19 protein-coding genes and 1 pseudogene are annotated in these 19,844 nt (G+C 53.5%); 15 read left to right on the top strand and 5 right to left on the bottom strand.

Annotated features, from left to right (window positions below):
• Positions 1 to 34: 34 nt before the first annotated feature.
• Complete coding sequence (locus NA624_RS04275) at positions 35 to 487, bottom strand: YhcH/YjgK/YiaL family protein (RefSeq protein ID WP_000583457.1); 453 nt, start codon at positions 485 to 487, stop codon at positions 35 to 37.
• 675 nt (positions 488 to 1,162) lie between these two features.
• On the opposite strand from NA624_RS04275, the gene arcA reads away from it, so the two are divergent.
• Together arcA and arcC are read left to right on the top strand one after the other, a co-directional pair.
• The gene (arcA, locus tag NA624_RS04270) at positions 1,163 to 2,383 is read left to right on the top strand and encodes an arginine deiminase (protein WP_000410844.1); all 1,221 of its coding nucleotides are present in this window, start codon (positions 1,163 to 1,165) and stop codon (positions 2,381 to 2,383) included.
• A gap of 10 nt (positions 2,384 to 2,393) precedes the next feature.
• Positions 2,394 to 3,326, top strand: a complete 933-nt coding sequence (arcC, locus tag NA624_RS04265; RefSeq protein WP_000428751.1) for a carbamate kinase — start codon at positions 2,394 to 2,396, stop codon at positions 3,324 to 3,326.
• A gap of 5 nt (positions 3,327 to 3,331) precedes the next feature.
• Here the strand turns inward: arcC and NA624_RS04260 are convergent.
• Positions 3,332 to 3,414, bottom strand: a pseudogene (locus NA624_RS04260) (hypothetical protein); the annotation flags it as partial.
• 23 nt (positions 3,415 to 3,437) lie between these two features.
• On the opposite strand from NA624_RS04260, the gene argF reads away from it, so the two are divergent.
• The 3 genes from argF to NA624_RS04245 all read left to right on the top strand — a co-directional run bounded on the left by argF (position 3,438) and on the right by NA624_RS04245 (position 6,576).
• On the top strand, positions 3,438 to 4,442 hold the full coding sequence (gene argF, locus NA624_RS04255; protein ID WP_000237031.1) for an ornithine carbamoyltransferase: 1,005 nt from the start codon (positions 3,438 to 3,440) through the stop codon (positions 4,440 to 4,442).
• Between the two features lie 55 nt (positions 4,443 to 4,497).
• Positions 4,498 to 5,901 (top strand): YfcC family protein, encoded by a 1,404-nt coding sequence (locus NA624_RS04250; protein ID WP_000514441.1) that lies wholly within the window; start codon positions 4,498 to 4,500, stop codon positions 5,899 to 5,901.
• 186 nt (positions 5,902 to 6,087) lie between these two features.
• Positions 6,088 to 6,576: an arginine repressor gene (locus NA624_RS04245; protein WP_000666051.1), complete on the top strand. Its 489-nt coding sequence runs from the start codon at positions 6,088 to 6,090 to the stop codon at positions 6,574 to 6,576.
• Here NA624_RS04245 and NA624_RS04240 read toward each other — a convergent pair.
• Positions 6,546 to 6,686, bottom strand: coding sequence for a hypothetical protein (locus tag NA624_RS04240; RefSeq protein ID WP_077905461.1), 141 nt, complete (start codon positions 6,684 to 6,686; stop codon positions 6,546 to 6,548). The two genes, NA624_RS04245 and NA624_RS04240, sit on opposite strands and share 31 nt — an antisense overlap.
• On the opposite strand from NA624_RS04240, the gene pyrL reads away from it, so the two are divergent.
• From pyrL to NA624_RS04215, 5 genes are all read left to right on the top strand, one after another.
• On the top strand, positions 6,666 to 6,767 hold the full coding sequence (gene pyrL / locus NA624_RS04235; RefSeq protein ID WP_000249504.1) for a pyr operon leader peptide: 102 nt from the start codon (positions 6,666 to 6,668) through the stop codon (positions 6,765 to 6,767). The two genes, NA624_RS04240 and pyrL, sit on opposite strands and share 21 nt — an antisense overlap.
• Before the next feature lie 35 nt (positions 6,768 to 6,802).
• Positions 6,803 to 7,738 carry an aspartate carbamoyltransferase gene (gene pyrB, locus NA624_RS04230; RefSeq protein WP_000013055.1) on the top strand — a complete coding sequence of 312 codons (936 nt, stop codon included), beginning with the start codon at positions 6,803 to 6,805 and terminating at the stop codon, positions 7,736 to 7,738.
• A 12-nt stretch (positions 7,739 to 7,750) separates the two neighbouring features.
• Positions 7,751 to 8,212: an aspartate carbamoyltransferase regulatory subunit gene (gene pyrI, locus NA624_RS04225; RefSeq protein ID WP_000148566.1), complete on the top strand. Its 462-nt coding sequence runs from the start codon at positions 7,751 to 7,753 to the stop codon at positions 8,210 to 8,212.
• Positions 8,213 to 8,288: 76 nt separating this feature from the next.
• Positions 8,289 to 8,675, top strand: a complete 387-nt coding sequence (ridA, locus tag NA624_RS04220) for a 2-iminobutanoate/2-iminopropanoate deaminase (protein ID WP_000047544.1) — start codon at positions 8,289 to 8,291, stop codon at positions 8,673 to 8,675.
• A 74-nt stretch (positions 8,676 to 8,749) separates the two neighbouring features.
• A complete protein-coding gene (locus NA624_RS04215) occupies positions 8,750 to 9,196 on the top strand; it encodes a transposase (RefSeq protein WP_000252558.1) in 447 nt (148 codons plus the stop codon).
• A 115-nt stretch (positions 9,197 to 9,311) separates the two neighbouring features.
• Here the strand turns inward: NA624_RS04215 and mgtA are convergent, their stop codons facing one another.
• A complete protein-coding gene (gene mgtA, locus NA624_RS04210) occupies positions 9,312 to 12,020 on the bottom strand; it encodes a magnesium-translocating P-type ATPase (RefSeq protein ID WP_000920858.1) in 2,709 nt (902 codons plus the stop codon).
• A 140-nt stretch (positions 12,021 to 12,160) separates the two neighbouring features.
• Entirely contained in the window at positions 12,161 to 12,214 is a 54-nt protein-coding gene (gene mgtL, locus NA624_RS04205; protein ID WP_099374030.1) for a mgtA regulatory leader peptide MgtL, read from the bottom strand.
• A gap of 195 nt (positions 12,215 to 12,409) precedes the next feature.
• On the opposite strand from mgtL, the gene treR reads away from it, so the two are divergent.
• The 5 genes from treR to nrdG all read left to right on the top strand — a co-directional run bounded on the left by treR (position 12,410) and on the right by nrdG (position 19,843).
• Positions 12,410 to 13,357, top strand: a complete 948-nt coding sequence (gene treR / locus NA624_RS04200) for a trehalose operon repressor TreR (protein ID WP_001181297.1) — start codon at positions 12,410 to 12,412, stop codon at positions 13,355 to 13,357.
• Positions 13,358 to 13,494: 137 nt separating this feature from the next.
• Positions 13,495 to 14,913, top strand: coding sequence for a PTS trehalose transporter subunit IIBC (gene treB / locus NA624_RS04195; protein ID WP_000048847.1), 1,419 nt, complete (start codon positions 13,495 to 13,497; stop codon positions 14,911 to 14,913).
• Positions 14,914 to 14,962: 49 nt separating this feature from the next.
• Positions 14,963 to 16,615, top strand: coding sequence for an alpha,alpha-phosphotrehalase (gene treC, locus NA624_RS04190; protein WP_000155035.1), 1,653 nt, complete (start codon positions 14,963 to 14,965; stop codon positions 16,613 to 16,615).
• 408 nt (positions 16,616 to 17,023) lie between these two features.
• Entirely contained in the window at positions 17,024 to 19,162 is a 2,139-nt protein-coding gene (nrdD, locus tag NA624_RS04185; protein ID WP_000187815.1) for an anaerobic ribonucleoside-triphosphate reductase, read from the top strand.
• A 216-nt stretch (positions 19,163 to 19,378) separates the two neighbouring features.
• On the top strand, positions 19,379 to 19,843 hold the full coding sequence (nrdG, locus tag NA624_RS04180) for an anaerobic ribonucleoside-triphosphate reductase-activating protein (protein WP_001009178.1): 465 nt from the start codon (positions 19,379 to 19,381) through the stop codon (positions 19,841 to 19,843).
• Position 19,844: the final 1 nt, after the last annotated feature.

Here is a 19,844-nt window from a genome sequence, read left to right as displayed (position 1 = left end):
CGCAACGTGCAGGCGCCGCCATCCGAACAAAATATTACGCCATCAGCATTTTCACAACCGCTTTACGTACCCGCGCCGGTTCTCCCACCGCGCACAGGGGCTTATGCACTTCGCCGGGATAAAACACCACAAAGTCGCCTTCGTTCAGGACGACGGTTTTCTCGTCGACGCTCGTCGGTAAAAATGCAATGTCTTTATCCGTCAGCCAGTCCGTGTGCGGCGTTCCTGCAGGCCGGGTACTGAATGCCATCCCTTCCTGACCTTGTAGCACAATCTGAATATCAAGATAACGGGCGTGATACTCTGCGCTGCGCGATTCGCCCGGCTCCGTCATATTTTCAGAAATCATATAAAACAGCCTGTCGCCGTCAATGTCATACTTACCTGGCGCGGTCGTTGCCGTGACATGCGCATTGACGTGCTCAATCGCCTGCCGTAACGCCGTCGGCAGCCAGGCCTCCAGATGTTCAATATTGCCAATAATCATCGCATCCCCTTAGTTAAAACAGCGTTTTATTTTTCTCTTTATACGAGAAAAATGGCTGCCATACTACCCTTACTCTCATCGATTTTGCGCCAGCGCATGTTTATCGCCAGCGGTGTTTATATATTGTTAATAGTTCGCCCAACTTTATGCAGTACCTATGCATAAACCCCAGCGGCGCCAAACCGCCATCACTAACAACCCTTTGATATTAAAGGCGTTAACATAAAAACGTTTTAGCGATCACAATTCGCTCTCCCCGCATAAATGACTTCTCTATCCATAGTTATTTTTAAATTATTTAAATATCTCCGATAATAAAATCCCCTTCACGCATAGTTATGCAACACTTAAAAATAATCACTTTATTTTCAATTAGTTAAGATTTAAATATAATTCAATACAACAAACAAATAATTAACAATAAAAAAATAACAAACCATATAGCTGCGTAGTAATTCATTTAATGCCTTATTGTTTTTTGAATTTCTCTGACCCGGCTCATATATTAAATAAGAAAAATAGCACTCCTTGATTGATGTGAATCTCATCACATTAACAACCCAAATAAAATTCAATCATTGCTCCCGAATTTAACTGAAACGCCGCGACTGCAAGCACGCTAAATATTTGCAGCCACTCCTTCTTTATTCTTGAAATTATGTAAAAGGTATAATGATGGAAAAGCATTTTGTCGGTTCTGAAATTGGTCAATTACGCAGCGTAATGTTGCATCGTCCCAATCTCAGCCTAAAAAGACTTACCCCTTCAAATTGTCAGGAATTACTTTTTGACGATGTATTATCCGTAGAGCGCGCTGGCGAAGAGCATGACATTTTTGCCAACACGCTGCGCCAGCAAGGGATAGAAGTGTTGCTGTTAACCGACCTGCTCACCCAAACGCTGGATGTGGCTGACGCTAAAGCCTGGCTACTGGACACGCAAATTTCCGATTATCGCCTTGGGCCCACCTTTGCCGCAGATATTCGCGCCTGGCTGGCGGATATGCCGCACCGTGAACTGGCTCGCCATTTAAGCGGCGGTTTAACTTACGGTGAAATCCCCGCCTCCATAAAAAATATGGTGGTCGATACTCACGATATTAATGACTTTATTATGAAGCCATTACCGAATCACCTATTTACCCGTGACACGTCCTGCTGGATATATAACGGCGTCTCAATTAACCCCATGGCAAAACCTGCACGCCAACGTGAAACGAATAATTTACGTGCTATTTATCGCTGGCATCCTCAATTCGCAGGCGGTGATTTCATTAAATATTTCGGCGACGAGGACATTAATTACGACCACGCCACTTTAGAGGGCGGCGATGTGCTGGTGATTGGCCGCGGCGCGGTGTTGATCGGTATGTCTGAACGTACTACGCCGCAGGGTGTCGAGTTCCTGGCGCAGGCATTGTTTAAACATCGTCAGGCGGAACGCGTCATTGCCGTTGAACTGCCAAAACATCGCTCCTGTATGCACCTTGACACCGTCATGACCCACATTGATATCGACACCTTCTCCGTCTATCCGGAAGTCGTTCGCCCGGACGTTCAGTGCTGGACGCTGACGCCAGACGGACGCGGCGGTCTGAAACGAACCCAGGAGAGCACGCTGGTTCATGCTCTTGAAAAAGCGCTTGGCATCGATCAGGTGCGCTTAATCACCACTGGCGGCGACGCATTTGAAGCTGAGCGCGAACAGTGGAATGACGCCAATAACGTGCTCACCCTGCGTCCCGGCGTGGTGGTGGGCTATGAGCGCAACATCTGGACCAACGAAAAATACGACAAAGCCGGCATTACCGTCCTTCCCATTCCCGGCGATGAACTGGGTCGCGGGCGCGGGGGCGCACGCTGCATGAGCTGTCCACTGGAACGCGATGGTATTTAAAGGAGACGTTATGGAAAACAAACGCACACTGGTCGTCGCGCTGGGCGGCAATGCGCTGCTCAAACGCGGCGAACCGCTGGAGGCTGATATTCAGCGTAAAAATATCGAACTGGCGGCCAGAACCATCGCCCAGCTTACCCGGCAATGGCGCGTGGTGTTAGTGCACGGCAACGGCCCACAGGTAGGACTGCTGGCGCTACAAAATAGCGCCTACGCTAACGTTACGCCCTACCCGCTCGATATTCTCGGTGCGGAAAGCCAGGGCATGATTGGCTACATGCTGCAACAGGCGCTGAAGAATCATCTGCCGGAGCGTGAAATCAGCGTCCTGCTCACCCAGGTCGAAGTCGATGCCAACGACCCGGCATTCCTCAATCCAACCAAATATATCGGACCGATTTACGACGAAGCGCAGGCCCGTGCGTTACAGGCAGAAAAGGGCTGGGTATTCAAAGCCGACGGTAACGCCTTCCGCCGCGTTGTGCCCTCCCCGCAGCCGAAACGCATTGTGGAAAACGATGCCATCCGCGCGCTGATTAGCCGCGATCACCTGGTTATCTGTAACGGCGGCGGCGGTGTGCCGGTCGTGGAAAAAGCCGATGGCTACCACGGTATCGAGGCGGTGATCGACAAAGATCTGTCCGCCGCCCTGCTTGCCAGCCAAATTCACGCCGACGCGCTGCTCATTCTGACCGATGCCGACGCGGTGTATCTCGACTGGGGTAAGCCCACCCAACGCCCGCTGGCGCAAGTTACGCCGGAGCTGCTTCGTGAAATGCAGTTCGACGCCGGTTCGATGGGCCCGAAAGTGACCGCCTGCGCTGAGTTTGTCAGCCATTGCCGCGGCATTGCCGGAATCGGCTCGCTGGCGGATGGGCAAGCCATTCTCGCGGGCGAGAAAGGTACTTTGATTCGGTGTGAAACCGCCGACGTTGACGCATAAGGCTTTTTACCGGATGGCGGCTTCCGCCTTATCCGGCCTACAGCGCGCGCATAACCGTGGGCCGGATAAGCGCAGCGCCATCAGGCAATTCATTTTAACAAGGATATTGTAATGGTTATTTCACTGAAAAATCGTAACTTTTTGAAGCTGCTTGACTACACCCCGGCGGAAATCCAACACCTCATCGATCTGGCTATTGAGCTGAAAGCCGCAAAAAAAGCCGGATGCGAAAAGCAAACGCTGATCGGCAAAAACATCGCGCTGATTTTTGAAAAAACCTCTACCCGCACCCGATGCGCGTTTGAAGTCGCCGCTTTCGACCAGGGCGCGCAGGTGACTTATCTCGGCCCAAGCGGCTCGCAGATCGGCCATAAAGAGTCCATGAAAGATACTGCTCGCGTCCTGGGGCGGATGTATGACGGCATCGAATATCGCGGTTTTGGTCAACACATTGTGGAAGAGCTGGGGGAATACGCGGGCGTTCCCGTCTGGAACGGCCTGACCGATGAATTTCACCCCACCCAGATCCTGGCCGATCTGATGACCATGCTGGAACACGCGCCGGGTAAAACGCTGCCGGAACTGAGCTTCGCCTACCTGGGCGACGCGCGCAACAACATGGGCAACTCGCTGATGGTGGGCGCGGCGAAGATGGGCATGGATATCCGCCTGATAGCGCCAAAGTCCTTCTGGCCTGATGCCGCGCTGGTCGCGCAGTGCCGGGAAATCGCCAGCGTTACCGGCGCTCGTATCACCTTAACGGAGAGCGTTGAAGACGGCGTTCACGGTGTGGATTTCCTCTATACCGACGTCTGGGTCTCGATGGGAGAGCCCAAAGAAGCCTGGGCGGAGCGCGTCAGTCTGATGACGCCATATCAGGTCAACCAGCAGGTGGTAAACGCTACCGGTAATCCTGATGTGAAGTTTATGCACTGCCTGCCCGCCTTCCATAACGAGCACACCAAAGTGGGACGCGAAATCGAAATGGCTTACGGCCTGAAAGGACTGGAGGTCACGGAAGAGGTGTTCGAGTCCGCAGGCTCGATAGTCTTCGATGAAGCGGAAAACCGGATGCACACCATCAAAGCGGTCATGGTGGCGACGCTCGGCGACTAATCCCACAGGATATGCGCCCTCGCGGCGCATATCCGTGATATCAGGAGAGAACATCATGGGTAAATTTAAATTTCCCACCGCTTATACCATCCTGTTTATTCTTATTGCCCTGGTCGCAGTGATGACCTGGATTGTGCCGGCGGGAAAATACCAAATGGCGATGAACGCCACGCTGGGAAAAGAGGTGCCGGTGGCGGGAACGTATGCCCCCGTGGAAGCGCATCCGCAAGGGATTACCGCTGTTTTACTGGCGCCGATTGACGGCCTCTATAACCACGAAACCTACACCGCCGGCGCCATTGACGTCGCGCTGTTTGTCTTGATTATCGGCGGCTTTCTGGGGGTGGTGAATAAAACGGGGGCGATTGATGCCGGTATTGAACGGGTAACTATCAAACTCAACGGCAAAGATGAGTGGATGATCCCCATTCTGATGGCGCTGTTCGCCGCAGGCGGCACTATCTATGGCATGGCGGAGGAGTCGTTGCCCTTCTACACGCTGCTGGTGCCGGTCATGATGGCGGCCCGCTTCGATCCGTTAGTGGCGGCGGCAACCGTACTGCTCGGCGCAGGGATAGGCACGCTCGGTTCGACCATTAACCCTTTCGCCACGGTCATTGCCGCCAACGCCGCCGGCATCCCTTTTACTCAGGGAATGCTGATGCGCGTACTGCTGTTAATTGTCGGCTACGTACTGTGCGTGTTTTGGGTAATGCGCTATGCGCGCAAAGTCCGCGCCCATCCTGAGCTTTCTATCGTGGCGGATAAAATGGAGGAAAATCGCGCTCATTTTCTCGGCAATCGCGCCAATACACTGCTGGAGTTTACGGCTACCCGGAAATGGGTGCTGCTGATCTTCGCCGCCTCTTTCGCGGTGATGATTTACGGCGTGGCGGTTCTCGGCTGGTGGATGGCGGAAATCTCCGGCGTCTTTCTGGCGGCGGCGATTATCGTTGGCGTGATAACGCGGATGGGTGAGGAAGCGTTCACCAGTACCTTTATCGACGGCGCGCGGGATTTGCTCGGCGTGGCGCTAATTATTGGTATCGCGCGCGGCATTGTGGTGGTCATGGATAACGGTATGATTACCCACACCATTTTGCACAGCGCGGAAAGTCTGGTTTCCGGCCTCTCTACCACCATTTTCATAAACGTAACCTACTGGCTGGAAGTATTGCTCTCCTTCCTGGTGCCCTCCTCTTCCGGTCTTGCCGTATTGACGATGCCCATTATGGCGCCGTTAGCGGATTTTGCCCACGTACAACGGGATTTGGTCGTAACCGCCTACCAGTCGGCCTCCGGGATTGTGAATCTGGTTACTCCCACCTCCGCCGTGGTCATGGGCGGTCTGGCAATCGCGCGGGTTCCCTATGTCCGCTATCTGAAATGGGTCGCGCCGCTGTTGCTGATCCTGACATTGCTGAATATGGCGGTACTGAGCATCGGAGCGATGATGTAACGAGCCAGATGGCGACGCGCCTTATCCGACAGGACTGATAAGCACAGCGCCATCAGGCACGCCGTCACCTTTTTTGATCGGCTTCTCATTTTCCTGCAAAACCGCCCGATTGATCCGCAATCAATGTGACAAATGTGATGAATTTCGCCAGTCCGTTGATATCAATAATAAAGATAAGGTGCATTTATGAAGGAATACGATGATTACTCCGCCAAAGAACAACAGCAACTGGCGGTTTGTCAGCGCCTGATTAGTGAAAAAAGTTACCTGTCCCAGGAGGAGATTCGCCGCGATTTACAAAATGAGGGATTTGAAGGTATTAGTCAGTCTACGGTTTCGCGCCTGCTCAAGCTGCTGGGCGCAATAAAAATCAGAAATACGAAGGGACAAAAGATTTATTCCGTAAATCCCCAGCGGCGTCCTTCGCCGGATGCCGGACGTTCAATAGCCGAAATGGTCGTCAGCGTTGAACATAATAGCGAATTTATCCTTATCCATACGGCGGCAGGTTATGGTCGCGCCGTCGCGAGAATTCTGGATTACCACGCATTGCCGGAAATTCTCGGCGTCGTTGCCGGTAGCAGTATTGTCTGGGTCGCACCACGGGTCGTTCAGCGCACGGCGCTGGTACACAAACAAATTAATTATTTGCTTAAAATGAATTTAAATTCATAAGAACCGTTTGCGATGAGTAAATCATGCATTAATTGCTTGATCCCCAAACAGAGCTGAGTATAATCGCGGACAATTTGCCGGGAGGAAGCATGGTTCAGTGTGTACGACATTCTGTCTTACCGCGTCTGAAAAAGGACGCAGGCCTGCCGTTTTTCTTTCCGTTGAAAACCAATACCAAGCCCCTCAATTGAGGGGCTTTTTTTTGCCCAGGCGTCAGGAGATAAACATGGCTAACCCGCTATATCAAAAACATATCATTTCCATAAACGACCTCAGCCGCGACGATCTTAATCTGGTACTGGCGACGGCGGCGAAATTAAAAGCCAACCCGCAGCCGGAGCTATTGAAACATAAAGTGATCGCCAGCTGCTTTTTCGAAGCCTCCACGCGTACCCGCCTGTCGTTTGAAACTTCAATGCATCGCCTGGGCGCCAGCGTAGTGGGCTTCTCCGACAGCGCCAACACGTCGCTGGGGAAAAAAGGAGAAACGTTAGCCGACACGATCTCAGTGATTAGCACTTACGTGGACGCGATTGTGATGCGCCATCCGCAAGAAGGCGCGGCACGTCTGGCGACGGAGTTTTCCGGTCAGGTGCCGGTGCTCAATGCGGGCGACGGTTCGAACCAGCATCCGACGCAGACCCTGTTGGATCTGTTCACCATCCAGGAAACGCAGGGCCGTCTGGATAACCTGCATATCGCGATGGTCGGCGATCTGAAATATGGCCGCACCGTGCATTCGCTAACCCAGGCGCTGGCGAAATTTAGCGGCAACCGTTTTTATTTTATCGCGCCGGACGCGCTGGCGATGCCGCAGTACATTCTGGATATGCTTGATGAAAAAGGAATGGCCTGGAGCCTGCATGGTTCTATTGAAGAGGTCATGGCCGACGTCGACATCCTCTATATGACTCGCGTACAGAAAGAGCGTCTCGATCCGTCGGAGTACGCCAATGTGAAGGCGCAGTTTGTTCTGCGCGCCAGCGACCTGAACGGCGCGCGTGAAAATATGAAAGTGCTGCACCCGCTGCCGCGCATTGATGAAATCACCACGGATGTGGATAAAACGCCACACGCCTGGTACTTCCAACAGGCGGGCAACGGTATTTTCGCTCGCCAGGCGTTACTGGCGTTGGTACTGAATAGCGAACTGAGTCTGTAAGGGAGAAAAGCGATGACACACGATAACAAACTGCAGGTTGAAGCCATTAAATGCGGCACCGTGATTGACCATATCCCTGCGCAGGTAGGCTTTAAACTGCTGAGTCTGTTTAAATTGACCGAGACCGATCAGCGAATCACTATCGGTCTGAATCTCCCGTCTGGCGAGATGGGGCGTAAAGACTTAATCAAAATAGAAAACACCTTCCTCACCGATGAGCAGGTTAACCAACTTGCTCTGTACGCGCCGCAGGCCACCGTTAACCGCATCGACAACTACGACGTAGTCGGGAAATCACGTCCCAGCCTGCCGGAGCGTATTAATAATGTGCTGGTTTGCCCGAACAGCAACTGCATCAGCCACGCGGAACCGGTATCCTCCAGCTTTGCAGTGAAAAAACGCGCCAATGATATCGCCCTCAAATGCAAATACTGTGAAAAAGAGTTTTCGCATAATGTGGTGCTGGCCAACTAATGGGGGTTGGTTATGAGATCCCGGCTCCCTATAATGAGCGGGGACATTCTATTACCGCTGTAATTCAGGAGAAATCATGAGCAAAACTATTGCGACGGAAAATGCACCAGCAGCAATCGGCCCATACGTACAGGGCGTTGACCTGGGTAGCATGGTAATCACTTCCGGTCAGATCCCGGTCGATCCGAAAACCGGTGCCGTAGCGGAAGACGTATCCGCTCAGGCACGTCAGTCGCTGGAAAACGTTAAAGCTATCGTGGAAGCCGCTGGCCTGAAAGTAGGCGACATTGTGAAAACGACCGTATTCGTGAAAGACCTGAACGATTTCGCGACCGTCAACGCCACCTACGAAGCCTTCTTCACCGAGCACAACGCGACCTTCCCGGCGCGTTCCTGCGTGGAAGTTGCCCGTCTGCCGAAAGACGTGAAAATTGAGATTGAAGCGATCGCTGTTCGTCGCTAAGCGCCGGACGTCATCCCCGCCGGGCGGCGCAAGTTTGCCCGGTTCGGGGCACCAACAGCCATGGAGAGGCGGCAATGGTAAGATCGCGTTTTACCGAGGAACAAATAGCCGATTTTCTGCAACAGTCGAAAAACGGCGTACCGAATAAGGCGTTGTGCGAAGAATATGGATTTAGCAACAGCACGCTCCGTCGCTGGCAGGAGAAGCATGCTGAAAGCGTACGCCAGGAATTAAAACAGATAGAATCTACCGCGACGATAGTCTTTTTATGCTTCATTGTCGCAGCCATATTGCTTACCCTTATGTTTCCTAAACCCACTGGCGCCTTAGCGATTCCTCCTTACTTAGTTTATTGCGTTAGCTATATTCGCCGCTTTCGTCGCATATCCGCAAAACATATCCGGCAGTGGGACATCTCCTCCTCTCGTTCCGGATTGGGGGCAGAGAATGTATTTTACAAACTTAGCTGGACATTCCTCTTTTTTATGCCTGCATATAGCATTCTACAGTTGCTTGAATAAGCCCTGAAATTTAAAGATAAAGCCGATCGCGTTAAACTTGTCGAGCTTTACGGGCATCTGACCTGGTTAGCGATATCGGGGATTAAGCACGCTGGCGAATCCCCGACGAAAGTGTTTACTGCCAGCCATAACGTCTGCTGTAAAACCCTTTCACCAACTGGGTTAACGTCATATAGCCCGCCAGAATGGCAATCAGCCACGGGAAATAGCTTAACGGCAGCGCCTGCAACTGCAGGTAAGACGCCAGCGGCGAAAACGGCAACGAGACTCCCACCACCATCACCAACAATGTCATCGCCATCAGCGGCCAGGCGGCGCGACTTTGAATAAACGGCAGACGACGGGTACGGATCATATGCACAATCAGCGTTTGCGACAGTAATCCCACCACAAACCAGCCGGACTGGAACAAAGTTTGCGTTTCTGGCGTATTCGCATGAAATACCCACCACATCAGACAAAAGGTCAAAATGTCGAAAATCGAGCTGATCGGACCGAAAAAGACCATAAAGCGCCCCAAATCCGCCGGATTCCAGCGCTGCGGCTTTTGAATTTGTTCTTCATCGACATTATCAAACGGAATCGCCACCTGGGATACATCGTACAGCAGGTTTTGAATCAGCAAGTGCAGCGGCAGCATTGGCAGGAACGGCAAAAAGGCGCTCGCCACCAGTACGCTAAACACGTTACCGAAATTTGAGCTGGCCGTCATCTTGATATATTTCAACATATTAGAAAAAGTACGACGACCTTCAATGACGCCTTCTTCCAGCACCATCAGGCTCTTTTCCAGCAGGATAATATCGGCCGCTTCACGGGCGATGTCCACCGCGCCATCTACCGAGATACCAATATCCGCCGCCCGCAACGCCGGAGCATCGTTAATCCCGTCGCCCATAAAACCGACCACATGCCCCTCGCGTTTGAGTAAAGTGACGATGCGCTCTTTATGCATCGGCGTCAGACGCGCAAACAACGTCGTACGGGCGGCCAGCGCCGCCAGCGCGTCGTCGCTTAACCCTTCAATATCACTGCCAATAACGACATCGCCCGCATCCAGCCCAACTTCATGGCAAACTTTCGCCGCTACCAGCTCGCTGTCGCCGGTGAGAATTTTCACCGTAATTCCGCTCGCCTTCAGCGCTTTCAGCGCCGGCGCGGTGGTCTCTTTCGGCGGATCGAGAAAAGCAATATACCCTTCCAGGATCAGGTCAGATTCATCGATACGCTGGTAATCGCCCTCACGCGCAGGCAGGTATTTGGTCGCGACGGCGACCACGCGTAGCCCCTGACGGTTCAGCGTGTCGGTAACGCGTTTCACCCGGCGCAGCATATTGTCGTCCAGCGGCACAATATCGCCGTTGTGGCGCACCTGAGTACACACGTTCAGGATCTCCTGTAACGCGCCTTTGCAGACCAGTTGATGCACGTTCGAATCTTCGGCGACCACCACCGACATCCGGCGACGCTCAAAATCAAACGGAATCTCATCGATTTTCTGCCAGCGTCCGGAGAGCTGACGCGCGGCGGTTTCGTCTACTCCCTCCAGGACCGCCGTATCCAGTAAATTTTTTAGACCGGTCTGATAATGGCTGTTCAGCCAGGCGCAATGCAGTACATGCTCGCTGGGCTTACCAGAGATATCCGTATGATTCTCCAGCACAATTTTATCCTGCGTCAGAGTGCCGGTTTTATCGGTGCACAGAATATCCATCGCGCCGAAGTTCTGAATCGCGTCAAGGTGCTTCACGATAACTTTCTGTTTCGAAAGCTTCACCGCCCCGCGCGCGAGGGTGGAGGTGACGATCATCGGCAACATTTCCGGGGTGAGTCCTACCGCGACCGAAAGCGCAAATAACGCCGCTTCCCACCAGTCACCTTTCGTGTAACCATTAATAATCAGTACTACCGGCGCCATGACCAGCATAAAGCGGATCAGCAACATACTGACGCGGCTAATTCCTTTCTGGAAAGCGTTCTGCTCGTTATCTTGTTCCGACACGCGCCCCGCCAATTGACCAAACCAGGTGTCGGCGCCGGTCGCCATCACCACGGCCTGCGCCGTTCCGCTCACGACGTTCGTCCCCATAAAGCACAGCGTGTCGCACTCAAGCGGGTTATTTTGCCGGGGCTCACGCGTCGCGGCGACTTTCTCGACTGGCAGAGATTCGCCGGTCAGCGACGCCTGGGCGACAAACAGATCGCGCGCCTGGATAATCCGTAAATCCGCCGGGATCATATCCCCCGCCGCCAGCTTAATAATATCGCCGGGCACCAGTTGATCGATGGGTAATTCCAGCCAGGCGTTTTCGCCATTTTCATTAATAACCCGCAGTACGGTAGCGGTATTGCTCACCATCGCTTTTAGCGCGTCCGCCGCTTTTGTCGAGCGCGCTTCCTGCACAAAATTCAGCAGCGTTGAGATACCGACCATCAGGGCGATAACGCCTGCGGCAAACAGATCCTCCGTGGCATAAGAAATGCCGCCAAGAATCGTGAGTAAGATGTTGAAAGGATTGCGATAACATACCCACAAATGCACCCACCACGGCGAGGGTTTCTGGGCTGGAAGGCGGTTTTCGCCATGCTTTTCACGCGCGCGCGTTACCTCGGCGGCGTTTAATCCCTCCGGGTGCGTATCAAAAACGCGCCAGAGAGTCTCCTGCTCCATTGCCGCGACTTTCAGACAGCGCTCGCTCAGCGAAGGCGGGATAGTCGCATTTACCGCGGTCTGCGCGCCGGGCAGCGGATCGCGGTGAACCAGACGATAAGGCAAATGACGATTAAGCCGGGCAAAAAGCTGGCGGGTAATGGTTTTTAGCATAGGTAATCCCTCCGCGCCGAAGTCAGGCGCAGAAAATTCTTCAGGCGCGGCAAAGCCTTGCCCGATGAGCAATGTTTAAATAAAAACAGGGACGTTATTGTGTCACTGTCTTACACACCGGTAAGACAGCAGAGGCAGGCTTACCGGAAAAGGAAAATTCTCCATCGCGGGAGAGGGGTGGGTTCAGGGTCCATGTCGCCTCCGGTAAGTAAACGATTTGCGCCGTGGATTATACGCATAAATCCATAAGTTTTGTGGCAATTATGGCGGTATCATACCGTTACGTAATTAAACCAACGATAAACCAGACTTTGCCCATTGCCCTTCGCTTGAGTAAAGTTACTCTTTTTATCACCATCACCATCAGCGTCACGCCACGGGAAAACAGGATGCAAAACCGGCTCACTATCAAAGACATCGCCCGCCTGAGCGGCGTAGGGAAATCAACCGTTTCCCGCGTGCTTAACAATGAAAGCGGCGTAAGCGAACGTACCCGCGAGCGTGTCGAAGCGGTGATGAATCAACACGGTTTCTCTCCGTCCCGCTCCGCCCGTGCGATGCGGGGACAAAGCGATAAAGTGGTCGCTATTATCGTCACTCGCCTTGATTCGTTGTCTGAAAACCTCGCGGTTCAAACCATGCTGCCTGCGTTTTATGAACAGGGCTACGACCCTATTATGATGGAAAGTCAGTTCTCGCCGACGCTGGTAATGGAACATCTGGGCATGCTCAGACGACGTAACATTGATGGCGTGGTGCTGTTTGGCTTTACCGGCATCACAGAAGAGTTGATCGCCCCCTGGAAAGCCTCACTGGTGCTGCTGGCAAGAGATGCGCAAGGTTTTGCCTCCGTCTGTTACGACGACGAGGGCGCAATTCATATCCTTATGCAGCGGCTGTATGAGCAGGGACACCGCAACATTAGCTTTCTGGGCGTTCCCCATAGCGATATTACCACCGGCAAACGTCGGCATGACGCATACCTGGCGTTTTGCAAAAAACATAAACTTCATCCCGTCGCCGCCCTGCCCGGTCTTGCCATGAAGCAGGGCTATGAGCATACGGCAAGCGTCATCATGCCGGATACCACCGCGTTAGTCTGCGCCACCGATACGCTGGCGTTGGGCGCCAGTAAGTATTTACAGGAGCAACGTATTGAGACGCTGCAACTGGCAAGCGTCGGGAACACGCCGCTGATAAAATTCCTGCACCCTGAGATCGTCACTGTTGATCCTGGCTATGCTGAAGCCGGACGGCAGGCGGCTTCGCAGCTGATCGAACAGATCAATGGCCGCTGCGATCCGCGCCGGATCGTCATTCCTTCTACCCTCGCCTGAGTGACTGATTAAACGGAATACCACGAGTAATTTGTGATCGTCGCTGCGTTTCGGGAACGTTCCCATTTTTAAACCAACGTTGAAGAGATACTCTTGCGCCAACCCATAACATACCTCCTCTGCCATGAGGCTTTACGATGAGCAAAGTAAAACAAGCCGATATCGACCGGCTGGTTGACCTGGTCGGCGGGCGCGACAACATCGCCACGGTGAGCCACTGCATTACTCGCCTGCGCTTTGTACTCCACCAGCCCGCGAGCGCCAGACCAAAAGAGATCGAACAATTACCGATGGTTAAAGGCTGTTTCACCAACGCCGGACAGTTTCAGGTGGTGATCGGCACCGACGTCGGCGATTACTATAACGCGCTGCTGGAGACCACCGGCAAAGCGTATGCTGATAAAGAGCAGGCAAAAAAAGCCGCTCGCCAGAACATGAAGTGGCATGAGCAGTTAATTTCCCACTTCGCGGAGATCTTCTTTCCGCTACTACCGGCGTTGATCAGCGGTGGTTTGATCTTAGGCTTTCGTAACGTGATCGGCGATGTGCCGATGAGCAACGGCCAAACGCTGGCGCCGATGCATCCGGCGCTAAAAACGCTTTATGATTTTTTATGGTTGATCGGCGAAGCGATCTTTTTCTATCTGCCGGTGGGGATCTGCTGGTCGGCGGTGAAAAAAGTGGGCGGCACGCCGATTCTTGGTATCGTGCTCGGCGTGACGCTGGTGTCGCCGCAGTTGATGAATGCGTATCTGCTGGGCCAGCAAACGCCGGACGTCTGGAACTTCGGCTTATTTAGCATTGAGAAAGTGGGCTACCAGGCGCAGGTTATCCCGGCGCTACTGGCAGGGCTGGCGCTTGGGTTTATTGAAACGCGGTTGAAACGCATCGTGCCGGATTATCTCTACCTGGTCGTCGTCCCGGTGTGTTCGTTAATACTGGCCGTCTTTCTCGCCCACACCTTTATCGGCCCCTTTGGTCGTATGATCGGCGACGGCGTGGCCTTTGCGGTACGTTATCTGATGACCGGCAGTTTCGCCCCGATAGGCGCGGCGCTGTTCGGCTTCCTGTATGCCCCGTTGGTCATTACCGGCGTCCACCAGACAACGCTCGCTATCGATATGCAGATGATCCAGAGCATGGGCGGTACGCCAGTCTGGCCGCTGATTGCGCTGTCGAATATCGCGCAGGCCTCCGCCGTGGTGGGCATCATCATCTCCAGCCGTAAACACAATGAACGCGAGATCTCCGTTCCTGCCGCCATTTCCGCTTACCTTGGGGTAACCGAACCGGCGATGTACGGTATCAACCTGAAGTATCGTTTTCCGATGCTGTGCGCGATGATCGGATCTGGTCTGGCGGGACTGCTCTGCGGTCTGAACGGCGTCATCGCCAACGGTATCGGCGTGGGCGGCCTGCCGGGCATCCTGTCTATACCGCCGCGCTACTGGCAGGTGTACGGCATGGCGATGGTTATCGCGATCGTGATCCCGGTGATTCTGACCACCTTTATCTATCAGCGTAAGCATCGTCAGGGCACATTACAAATTGTCTAATACTTCTTCGGGGCGCAGTTGCGTCCCAACGCACTTGCAGGAAACAACAATGACTATTCCCCTCTGGTGGCAAAACGGCGTTATTTATCAGATCTACCCAAAAAGTTTTCAGGACACGACCGGCAGCGGCACCGGCGATTTACGCGGCGTCACGCAGCACATTGACTATCTACAGCGACTCGGCGTGGATGCCATCTGGCTCACGCCGTTTTATATCTCGCCGCAGGTGGATAACGGTTATGACGTCGCAAATTATACGGCCATCGACCCGACCTACGGCACGCTGGATGATTTTGACGAGCTGGTCGCGCAGGCGAAAGCACGCGGTATTCGTATCATCCTGGATATGGTGTTTAACCATACTTCTACCCAGCACGCCTGGTTTCGCGAAGCGCTGAACAAAGAGAGTCCATACCGTCAGTTTTATATCTGGCGCGATGGCACGCCGGAGGTCTGCCCGAATAACTGGCAATCCAAATTTGGCGGCAGCGCCTGGCGCTGGCATAGCCAGAGCGAACAATATTATTTACACCTTTTCGCGCCTGAACAGGCCGACCTGAACTGGGAAAATCCCGCCGTGCGCGCCGAGCTGAAAAAGGTCTGCGAATTCTGGGCCGATCGCGGCGTGGATGGCCTGCGTCTGGACGTGGTGAACCTGATCGCCAAAGATCAGGATTTTCCTGACGATCCGACGGGCGACGGACGCCGCTTTTATACCGACGGACCGCGCGCGCATACGTTTTTACGCGAAATGAACCGTGACGTTTTTACGCCGCGTAATCTGATGACGGTAGGCGAAATGTCCTCTACCACGCTGGAAAACTGCCAGCAATATGCCGCGCTTAGCGGCGACGAACTCTCGATGACCTTCAATTTTCATCATCTGAAGGTGGATTACCCGAATGGCGAAAAGTGGACGCTGGCAAAACCTGATTATGTGGCGCTGAAAGCGTTGTTCCGCCACTGGCAACAGGGGATGCATAACGTCGCCTGGAACGCGTTATTCTGGTGTAATCACGATCAGCCGCGCATCGTTTCCCGCTTTGGCGACGAGGGTGAATACCGGGTTCCAGCCGCGAAAATGCTGGCGATGGCGCTGCACGGTATGCAAGGGACGCCTTATATCTATCAGGGCGAAGAAATCGGCATGACCAACCCACACTTTACCCGCATCACCGATTATCGCGACGTGGAAAGTCATAATATGTTTGCCGCGCTACGCGCCGCCGGACGCGACCCCGACGAACTACTGGCTATCCTGGCCAGTAAATCCCGCGACAACAGCCGCACGCCGATGCAGTGGGACAACGGTAAAAACGCCGGTTTCACCCAGGGCGAGCCGTGGATAAGCCTGTGCGATAACTATACGGAGGTTAACGTCGCGGCGGCATTACGCGATAAAAACTCAGTGTTTTACACCTATCAAAAGCTGATTGCGCTACGTAAAACCCAGCCTGTACTGATCTGGGGCGATTATCAGGATCTCCTCCCGGATAGCCCATCAGTATGGTGTTATCGCCGCCAGTGGCAGGGGCAAACCCTGCTGGTCGTCGCCAATCTGAGCGACCAGTGTCAGGAGTGGCATGCGCCGCATATCAAAGGACAGTGGCAGGCGCTACTGCACAATTATGGCGAGGTCGCCAGCCAGCCAGCGGCGATGACGCTCCGCCCATTTGAAGCCATCTGGTGGTTACAACGCTAACGCGACGTCCTTATACGGATAAACGCCACAGGCCTATTGACACGGGCTGTGGCGTTGCTCCTGGTTACTGTCTGTTTTTGTTGAATAATTAATCAGATTTTTCTTGCTATCTTTTACAAACGCTACAGCGCCCGCCATCTGTACGCTCTGATTTTTACCTTGTTCTACATCAATAAAATTGCAAACATCCTTGATGCAAATCACTACATATAGACTTTAAAATGCACACCAACCCAATATGTTGTATTAATTGACTACAATTGCTACAACACCTGTTCACTCGACACAAGGTGAATTGTGGATAACCTGGGCCAGGATTGCGGGAAGTCGTTGGAAAAGAGATGAATAAACCTGTTATGGCTTCCCCGGCCTCTGTGGATAACCTGTTCTTACAAATATGGAGTGATCATGACACCGCATGTGATGAAACGAGATGGCTGTAAAGTGCCATTCAAATCAGAGCGCATTAAGGAAGCCATTCTACGTGCAGCTAAAGCAGCGGGAGTCGATGACGCAGATTACTGTGCCACCGTCGCAGAAGTCGTTAGCAGCCAAATGAACGCACGCAGTCAGGTGGATATTAACGAGATCCAAACTGCGGTTGAAAACCAACTGATGTCCGGCCCGTACAAACAGCTTGCCCGCGCCTACATCGAATACCGTCACGATCGCGACATTCAGCGTGAAAAGCGTGGTCGTCTGAACCAGGAAATTCGCGGCCTGGTAGAGCAAACTAACTCCGCGTTGCTCAATGAAAACGCCAACAAAGACAGTAAAGTCATTCCCACCCAGCGCGATTTGCTGGCCGGGATTGTCGCCAAACACTATGCCCGCCAGCACCTGTTGCCGCGTGATGTAGTACAAGCGCATGAGCGCGGCGATATCCACTATCACGATCTCGACTATTCGCCGTTCTTCCCGATGTTCAACTGTATGCTGATCGACCTGAAAGGCATGTTGACCCAGGGCTTTAAGATGGGTAACGCCGAGATCGAACCGCCAAAATCTATCTCTACCGCCACTGCCGTTACCGCGCAGATTATCGCGCAGGTCGCCAGCCATATTTATGGCGGCACCACCATTAACCGTATCGACGAAGTGCTGGCGCCGTTTGTCACCGAAAGCTATAACAAGCACCGCAAAACCGCCGATGAGTGGCAGATCCCGGATGCCGAAGGATATGCGCGTTCTCGCACCGAAAAAGAGTGCTACGACGCCTTCCAGTCGCTGGAGTACGAAGTTAACACGCTGCACACCGCTAACGGCCAGACGCCTTTCGTGACCTTTGGTTTTGGCCTCGGCACCAGTTGGGAGTCGCGTCTGATCCAGGCGTCTATTTTACGTAACCGTATCGCCGGTCTGGGTAAAAATCGCAAAACCGCCGTGTTCCCGAAACTGGTCTTCGCTATCCGCGACGGTTTGAACCACAAGTTTGGCGATCCGAACTACGACATTAAACAACTGGCGCTGGAGTGCGCGAGCAAGCGCATGTATCCGGACATCCTCAACTACGATCAGGTGGTCAAAGTCACCGGTTCGTTCAAAACGCCAATGGGCTGCCGCAGCTTCCTCGGCGTGTGGGAGAACGAAAACGGCGAGCAGATCCACGACGGGCGTAACAACCTGGGCGTGATTAGCCTTAACCTGCCGCGCATCGCGCTGGAAGCAAAAGGCGACGAAACCGCATTCTGGAAACTGCTGGATGAACGTCTGGCGCTGGCGCGGAAGGCGCTGATGACCCGTATCGCCCGCCTTGAAGGCGTGAAAGCCCGTGTCGCGCCTATCCTGTATATGGAAGGCGCCTGCGGCGTGCGGCTGAAAGCGGACGACGACGTGTCTGAAATCTTTAAAAATGGTCGTGCGTCCATCTCTCTGGGCTACATCGGCATTCATGAGACCATCAACGCGCTGTTTGGCGACAAACATGTCTATGACAGCGAGCAGCTGCGCGCCAAAGGTATCGCCATTGTGGAACGTCTGCGCCAGGCCGTGGATCAGTGGAAAGAAGAGACTGGCTACGGCTTTAGTCTGTACAGCACGCCAAGTGAAAACCTCTGTGACCGCTTCTGCCGTCTGGATACCGCCGAGTTCGGCGTGGTGCCGGGCGTAACCGATAAAGGTTACTACACCAACAGCTTCCACCTCGACGTGGAGAAGAAGGTTAACCCGTACGACAAAATCGATTTCGAAGCGCCGTATCCGCCGCTGGCGAACGGGGGTTTCATTTGCTACGGCGAATACCCGAACATTCAGCACAACCTGAAGGCGCTGGAAGATGTCTGGGATTACAGCTATCAGCATGTACCGTATTACGGCACCAACACGCCGATCGATGAATGCTACGAGTGCGGCTTTACCGGCGAGTTCGAATGTACCAGTAAAGGTTTCACCTGCCCGAAATGCGGCAACCACGACGCCGCGCGCGTCTCGGTCACCCGCCGCGTGTGCGGTTATTTAGGCAGCCCGGACGCACGCCCGTTTAACGCCGGTAAGCAGGAAGAAGTGAAGCGCCGCGTGAAGCATTTAGGCAATGGGCAGATAGGTTAATCCTCCGTTTGCAATGCGTAAATGCCGGATGGCGGTGTAAACACCTTATCCGGCCTACAACCGCTGGCTATAGTTCCAATTTCATGAATTTCCTCTAAGCAGTTGGTGTTGTAGCAAGGCGGCAAACGAACGAATCCCAGGGAGCTTACATAAGTAAGTGACCTGGGTAAGTAAGAGCGGCCAACGCCGCTACAGCGCCAAATGCAACGAGGAAACATGAACTTTCACCAATACTACCCCGTAGACATCGTTAACGGCCCCGGCACCCGCTGCACCCTGTTTGTGTCAGGGTGCGTGCATGAATGCCCTGGCTGCTATAACAAAAGCACCTGGCGGCTGAACTCCGGCCAGCCGTTTACCAAAGAGATGGAAGATAAGATCATTGCCGATCTGAACGACACGCGCATTCACCGTCAGGGGATCTCGCTGTCGGGCGGCGATCCGCTGCATCCGCAAAACGTACCGGATATCCTGACACTGGTACAACGTATCCACGCGGAGTGCCCGGGGAAAGATATCTGGGTGTGGACCGGCTACAAGCTCGATGAACTTAACGCCGCACAGATGCAGGTGGTCGATCTCATCAACGTGCTGGTCGATGGCAAATTTGTGCAGGATCTGAAAGACCCGGCGCTTATCTGGCGCGGTAGCAGCAACCAGGTAGTGCATCATTTGCGTTGAT

It is taken from the genome of Salmonella sp. NW38 (assembly GCF_051807745.1).
In the GTDB taxonomy this organism is placed as follows: domain Bacteria; phylum Pseudomonadota; class Gammaproteobacteria; order Enterobacterales; family Enterobacteriaceae; genus Salmonella; species Salmonella enterica.
This window is presented reverse-complemented; position numbering and strand designations above follow the sequence as displayed.

What these genes read in the sequence shown, in the direction of transcription:
- NA624_RS04275 (WP_000583457.1), bottom strand. Translation starts at nt 487, where the DNA reads ATGATTATTGGCAATATTGAACATCTGGAGGCCTGGCTGCCGACGGCG.
- arcA (WP_000410844.1), top strand. Translation starts at nt 1,163, where the DNA reads ATGGAAAAGCATTTTGTCGGTTCTGAAATTGGTCAATTACGCAGCGTA.
- arcC (WP_000428751.1), top strand. Translation starts at nt 2,394, where the DNA reads ATGGAAAACAAACGCACACTGGTCGTCGCGCTGGGCGGCAATGCGCTG.
- argF (WP_000237031.1), top strand. Translation starts at nt 3,438, where the DNA reads ATGGTTATTTCACTGAAAAATCGTAACTTTTTGAAGCTGCTTGACTAC.
- NA624_RS04250 (WP_000514441.1), top strand. Translation starts at nt 4,498, where the DNA reads ATGGGTAAATTTAAATTTCCCACCGCTTATACCATCCTGTTTATTCTT.
- NA624_RS04245 (WP_000666051.1), top strand. Translation starts at nt 6,088, where the DNA reads ATGAAGGAATACGATGATTACTCCGCCAAAGAACAACAGCAACTGGCG.
- pyrL (WP_000249504.1), top strand. Translation starts at nt 6,666, where the DNA reads ATGGTTCAGTGTGTACGACATTCTGTCTTACCGCGTCTGAAAAAGGAC.
- NA624_RS04240 (WP_077905461.1), bottom strand. Translation starts at nt 6,686, where the DNA reads ATGTCGTACACACTGAACCATGCTTCCTCCCGGCAAATTGTCCGCGAT.
- pyrB (WP_000013055.1), top strand. Translation starts at nt 6,803, where the DNA reads ATGGCTAACCCGCTATATCAAAAACATATCATTTCCATAAACGACCTC.
- pyrI (WP_000148566.1), top strand. Translation starts at nt 7,751, where the DNA reads ATGACACACGATAACAAACTGCAGGTTGAAGCCATTAAATGCGGCACC.
- ridA (WP_000047544.1), top strand. Translation starts at nt 8,289, where the DNA reads ATGAGCAAAACTATTGCGACGGAAAATGCACCAGCAGCAATCGGCCCA.
- NA624_RS04215 (WP_000252558.1), top strand. Translation starts at nt 8,750, where the DNA reads ATGGTAAGATCGCGTTTTACCGAGGAACAAATAGCCGATTTTCTGCAA.
- mgtA (WP_000920858.1), bottom strand. Translation starts at nt 12,020, where the DNA reads ATGCTAAAAACCATTACCCGCCAGCTTTTTGCCCGGCTTAATCGTCAT.
- treR (WP_001181297.1), top strand. Translation starts at nt 12,410, where the DNA reads ATGCAAAACCGGCTCACTATCAAAGACATCGCCCGCCTGAGCGGCGTA.
- treB (WP_000048847.1), top strand. Translation starts at nt 13,495, where the DNA reads ATGAGCAAAGTAAAACAAGCCGATATCGACCGGCTGGTTGACCTGGTC.
- treC (WP_000155035.1), top strand. Translation starts at nt 14,963, where the DNA reads ATGACTATTCCCCTCTGGTGGCAAAACGGCGTTATTTATCAGATCTAC.
- nrdD (WP_000187815.1), top strand. Translation starts at nt 17,024, where the DNA reads ATGACACCGCATGTGATGAAACGAGATGGCTGTAAAGTGCCATTCAAA.
- nrdG (WP_001009178.1), top strand. Translation starts at nt 19,379, where the DNA reads ATGAACTTTCACCAATACTACCCCGTAGACATCGTTAACGGCCCCGGC.